The sequence below is a fragment of the Synechococcus sp. H55.11 genome (assembly GCF_047462475.1).
Taxonomy (GTDB): Bacteria; Cyanobacteriota; Cyanobacteriia; order Thermostichales; family Thermostichaceae; genus Thermostichus.
The window spans coordinates 1-4,385 of sequence record NZ_JANSJI010000240.1; the positions used below are offsets into that span (position 1 = coordinate 1).

Annotated in this window: 5 protein-coding genes; 3 read left to right on the top strand and 2 right to left on the bottom strand. The window is 59.5% G+C overall.

Features of this window, described 5'->3' with window-relative positions:
* Positions 1-215 precede the first annotated feature (215 nt).
* Both rsmH and NW853_RS09680 read left to right on the top strand, forming a co-directional pair.
* Positions 216-1,169: a 16S rRNA (cytosine(1402)-N(4))-methyltransferase RsmH gene (rsmH, locus tag NW853_RS09675; protein ID WP_414336010.1), complete on the top strand. Its 954-nt coding sequence runs from the start codon at positions 216-218 to the stop codon at positions 1,167-1,169.
* A gap of 174 nt (positions 1,170-1,343) precedes the next feature.
* On the top strand, positions 1,344-1,874 hold the full coding sequence (locus NW853_RS09680) for a hypothetical protein (protein WP_414348908.1): 531 nt from the start codon (positions 1,344-1,346) through the stop codon (positions 1,872-1,874).
* Here NW853_RS09680 and NW853_RS09685 read toward each other — a convergent pair.
* Together NW853_RS09685 and rbsK are read right to left on the bottom strand one after the other, a co-directional pair.
* Positions 1,871-2,614, bottom strand: coding sequence for a response regulator (locus NW853_RS09685; RefSeq protein WP_414336014.1), 744 nt, complete (start codon positions 2,612-2,614; stop codon positions 1,871-1,873). The two genes, NW853_RS09680 and NW853_RS09685, sit on opposite strands and share 4 nt — an antisense overlap.
* A 133-nt stretch (positions 2,615-2,747) precedes the next feature.
* Positions 2,748-3,665 (bottom strand): ribokinase, encoded by a 918-nt coding sequence (gene rbsK / locus NW853_RS09690; RefSeq protein ID WP_414336016.1) that lies wholly within the window; start codon positions 3,663-3,665, stop codon positions 2,748-2,750.
* Positions 3,666-3,852: 187 nt separating this feature from the next.
* Between rbsK and NW853_RS09695 the strand changes: the two genes are divergently transcribed.
* Positions 3,853-4,179 (top strand): YbjQ family protein, encoded by a 327-nt coding sequence (locus NW853_RS09695; protein WP_414336018.1) that lies wholly within the window; start codon positions 3,853-3,855, stop codon positions 4,177-4,179.
* The last annotated feature ends 206 nt before the right edge of the window (positions 4,180-4,385 follow it).

Here is a 4,385-nt window from a genome sequence, read left to right on the forward strand (position 1 = left end):
GGGAGAGGGGAGTTAGAGCGGCGCGTAGCAATGTAGAGAAACGTTTCGTTGCTATTTGAAATGACTATAATTTGAGATCATGAAAGCTTGATAAAAGCACAGTCTCTACTCTACAAACCAATAGAGGCGAAACTCAGCCGACCTACTGAACAGACGGATCCATTTGGCTGGGGAAAAGACCCGGCTAGCATCGAAGCCACCCCTCTGCTGCGCTTATGGACTTGCCGAAAACTCTGCTTGGGGAGATCCCTCTCTACCACCATGAGTCCGTTCTGACTGAAGAGGTGGTGGCCTATCTGCAACCAAGGAGTTCGTCCCGCGAACGGCAGGGCGGCACCTTTTTGGACGTGACGGTGGGAGGGGGTGGACACAGCTTGGTGCTGCTACAAAGAGGAGCAGAGCGAGTGGTGGGGCTGGATCGGGATCCGGCAGCTCTGCGGGCGGCCCAGGCGCGTTTGGCCGCAGCAGGGATCCCCGACAGTTGCCTCCGACTCTGGCACCTCAACTTTGCCGATTTCGATCTGCAGCAGCACGGCTTTCGGGATGAGCAAGGGCAGGGGATCCCCTTCGATGGCATCGTGGCCGACCTGGGGGTGAGTTCGCCACAACTGGACTCTCCTGAGCGAGGATTTAGCTTTCGCCGGGAGGGGCCGCTGGATATGCGCATGGATCCCGGTGCTGATCTGGAAACCGCTGCCGATTGGGTCAATCATCGCCCGGTGGAAGACTTGATCGACATTTTCACCCGCTATGGCGAAGAGCGATTTGCCCGCCGCATCGCCCACCGCATCGAACAGTCGCGCCCCCTTTTCACCACCACCCAACTGGCCCAGGTGGTTTGCCAGGCGGTACCCCCGGCAGCGCGGCGAGGCCGTATCCACCCGGCCACCCGGATCTTTCAGGCGTTGCGCATTGCCGTAAACCGAGAACTCGAGGCTTTGGAAACCTTGCTGGCTCAGGCTCCCACTTGGTTAAAACCCGGCGGCAGGTTGGCCGTGATCAGCTTCCACAGCCTGGAAGATCGCCTGGTGAAATGGGCCTTTCGCACAGATCCCCGCTGGCAGGTGCTCACTCCCAAACCCGTGTGCCCTTCCGAGCTAGAACAGCAACGCAATCCGCGTGCCCGTTCTGCCAAACTGCGAGTGGCTGCCCGCCGAGCGGCGCCGTGATTGCCCTCCACCTCGCCTGGAGGTTTGATTTAGCACCCTGCGTCTCATCGTGGAAAGCTGCTGCAGATCGGATAGAGTGGGTCGGAAAAGGACTCCGTCCCGCTGGCGCGAACGGCAGCGACCCATTGCTAGCGTTGTGACGTTGGCACTTGGTGTGTGTGAGGTTTGAACTCTATGATCAGCCAGCCTTTGAACACAGGCCGTGGCCGCCGCCCTTTTCCACTGCAGAGCAAAACCGCGACCTTGCCTGCCCGCCGCCACCCAAGGACGGCTGCCCACGCCAGCAAAGTCAGTCGCCCCCAGCCCTTAAAATCGGCTCATCCCCACAGTCGGGATCCCGTCTGGAAAAAACATCTGGTCAGGTGGCAACAGATCTCCACAGGCATGGCCATTGTCTCGGGGTTGGCGGTGCTGGGCCTCTACAGTTGGACTGTGCATACCCAAAGCCAATGGAGCCAGCGTTACCAGGTGTGGCAGCAGATGCAGCGCAACGAACGGCAGTTTCTGCTGGCTCAAGAATCCATCGCCAATGCTCTGCGGGAAGTTGCCGACCGCTCCGACATGGTGCCGCTGGTGCCGGAGCGGATGATCGAGGTGCCTTTCGCCTCCCCTGGCCCAGTTGAACCCCATCCAGGCCACCAGGCCGCGCTCCGCGCCGCTAGCCCGACCGAAAAAGCCCCGCCCTTTTATCCGGTTGGGTACTAGTCCAACGGATCCAATCGATAGCGGCTGAGCCAGTGATCCAAATGCACTTCCTCCTCATCCAGCAGTTGGGCGTTGATCAACCCCCGTTTAAAAGCAAGGCGGATGGCGCGGGCCCGCAGGCTGAAGGTGGTTCCCCACTCGTCGCTCTCGATTTGGTCGTTGCTCACTTCTAACTTGTCGTAGAGGTTGCGCAGGCGGTTGGTGACCCCTCGGCGGGACAAAAAGCGCCGTGCGGCAATGGCCTGGTCGGTGAGGCCGAGGGCAATGTCCACCAACACCTCATACTCCGCATCGCTGAGACCCGTAATTTTGTTTTGTGAACGGGAATCGACCCCGCGCACTTCCCGATCGATCACGCATTGCTCGTCCTGCACCACCGCTTGGATGGCGCTGACCAATTTTTCATCGGTGCAGTTTTTCAAAAGGTAACCATAGACGGTTTGCGGGGGCACAATCTTGTGCAGCTCCCGCACATAGACTTCATCGGCAAAATGCGACCAAAAAATGATGCGTGTGCTGGGGCACTCTGACCACACCTGGCGGGCCACCTCGATCCCGGTCATCTCGGGCATGCGAATATCCATCAACACAAAGCTGGGGTGGTGCTGACGGTAGAGATCCAGCGCCTCTCTGCCGTTCGAGGCTGTGTACACCGGGCCAAATTCAGGCAAATGTTGCGTCAGTAGGCTGTGTACATGCTGACGGTAAAGAACGTCATCTTCAGCAAGGAGGGTACTCACAGGTCTTTGTCAGAGCTACCGGATGTTTTCTGTCTGTTCATCTCCTAACCCACACCTACGCGGGAAGACAAGGTTCTCTTGAGCAGTACCCAAGGGATCCTGTTACCGGCTGTGGTCGGGTGCTAGCGCTGGTCTAGGCTGTTTCTGGGGCAGAGGCCAAAAACGCCTCGATTTCAGGGCGCCGGGGCAAGCTGGGTTGGGCTCCCGCGCGGGTTACGGCCAAAGCAGCGGCGGCATTGGCAAAGCGCAAGGCTTCCCTCAGGGATCCCCCGGCAGCCAGACAAGCGGCCAACGCCCCACAAAAACCATCTCCGGCAGCAGTGGTATCCACCACCTCTACGGGATGGGCCGGCCAATGGCCCCTTTCTTCCCCATCGGCCCAAACGAACCCTGCCCCTCCCAAGGTGAGGATGACGGTTGGGATCCCCTGCTTCTGCAATTCTTGAGCCACCTTTTGAGCTTGTTCCGGCGTTTCCACAGGAGACTGGGCAAGGTCGGCGGCTTCGATTTCGTTGAGCACCAGGTAGCGAACCTGGCGCAACAGGGATCCCGGCAAGGGTGCGATGGGCGCAGGATTGAGCAAAATGGGGATCCCCTGGGCAAAGGCTTGTTCTGCTGCAGCCTGCACGGTGGGCAGAGGAATTTCCAGTTGCAGCAGAAGCAGAGCCACCGGGGTAAAGGGAGGCAAATGCGCTGGCAAATAGCGACCATTGGCGCCAGGGCTGACCACGATCCGGTTTTGCCCGCTTGCATCCACGGTGATGAGAGCCACGCCGCTGGGCCCTTCTAACTGCCTCAGGTGACGGGTATCGACGCCGTTTTGCTCCAGGTTCTCTCTCAGCAGGCGGCCAAACCCATCCGATCCCACCGCCCCCCACATCTCCACTTGGGCTCCTGCTCGTGCCGCTGCCACCGCCTGATTGGCCCCCTTGCCGCCAGGGTAGGTGGCGTAGTCGGATCCCAGCACCGTTTCGCCAGGGCCGGGATGGCGGGGCACCTGCACCACCAAATCCATGTTCAAACTACCCACCACTCGGATTGGGCCTGCCATCGGGTTTGGGGGAGAATCCTGTCGGCAAAGCAGAAGTCTTTGACTCTTGGGCAGCTATTGTATCAGCCGCCGGTTTGGCCGGGGATCCCGTTAACAATACCCCACCACGTGGCAAAGGCCATCGGGAGGGATCTGAAGGTTGACGATCCCGACTATCCTGGTAGGCGTTGACCAAGGGGGCAGGCTGATGTTGCTGACAACCACAGATGTGCTGCAAGGTGTGGAGATCGAGCGCTACCTGGGCATCGTCACCGCCGAGGTGGTCTACGGCAGCAATGCCTTGCGAGATTTCTTTGCCGGCATCCGCGATATTATTGGCGGGCGCACGGGAGCCTACGAGCGCGTCTTCGAGCAAGGCCAAAAAGAAGCCATAGAAGAGCTGGAGCGGCGAGCCAAACGCCTGGGGGCAGATGGCGTCATCGGCATCGCCATCAACACCGACACCATCAACATCGATCAAACCGGCGTGCTGCTGCTCATCACCGCCACCGGCACTGCCATTAAGCTCGGCTGAAGTTCTGGGGGTATGGTCGTTTCAAATAAGATTTAAGACACTTTGCCACCAGCCCCTCTCCCTGAGGGAGTATTCCCTCACCCCCAGCCCCTCTCCCAAGGGGCGAGGGGGAGAAGACTCAGAACCCTCTCCCTCTGGGAGAGGGCAGGGTGAGGGATCAATTTGTAGTCCATTTAGCACAAGGTCAGTTACCCAATAGCGATGTT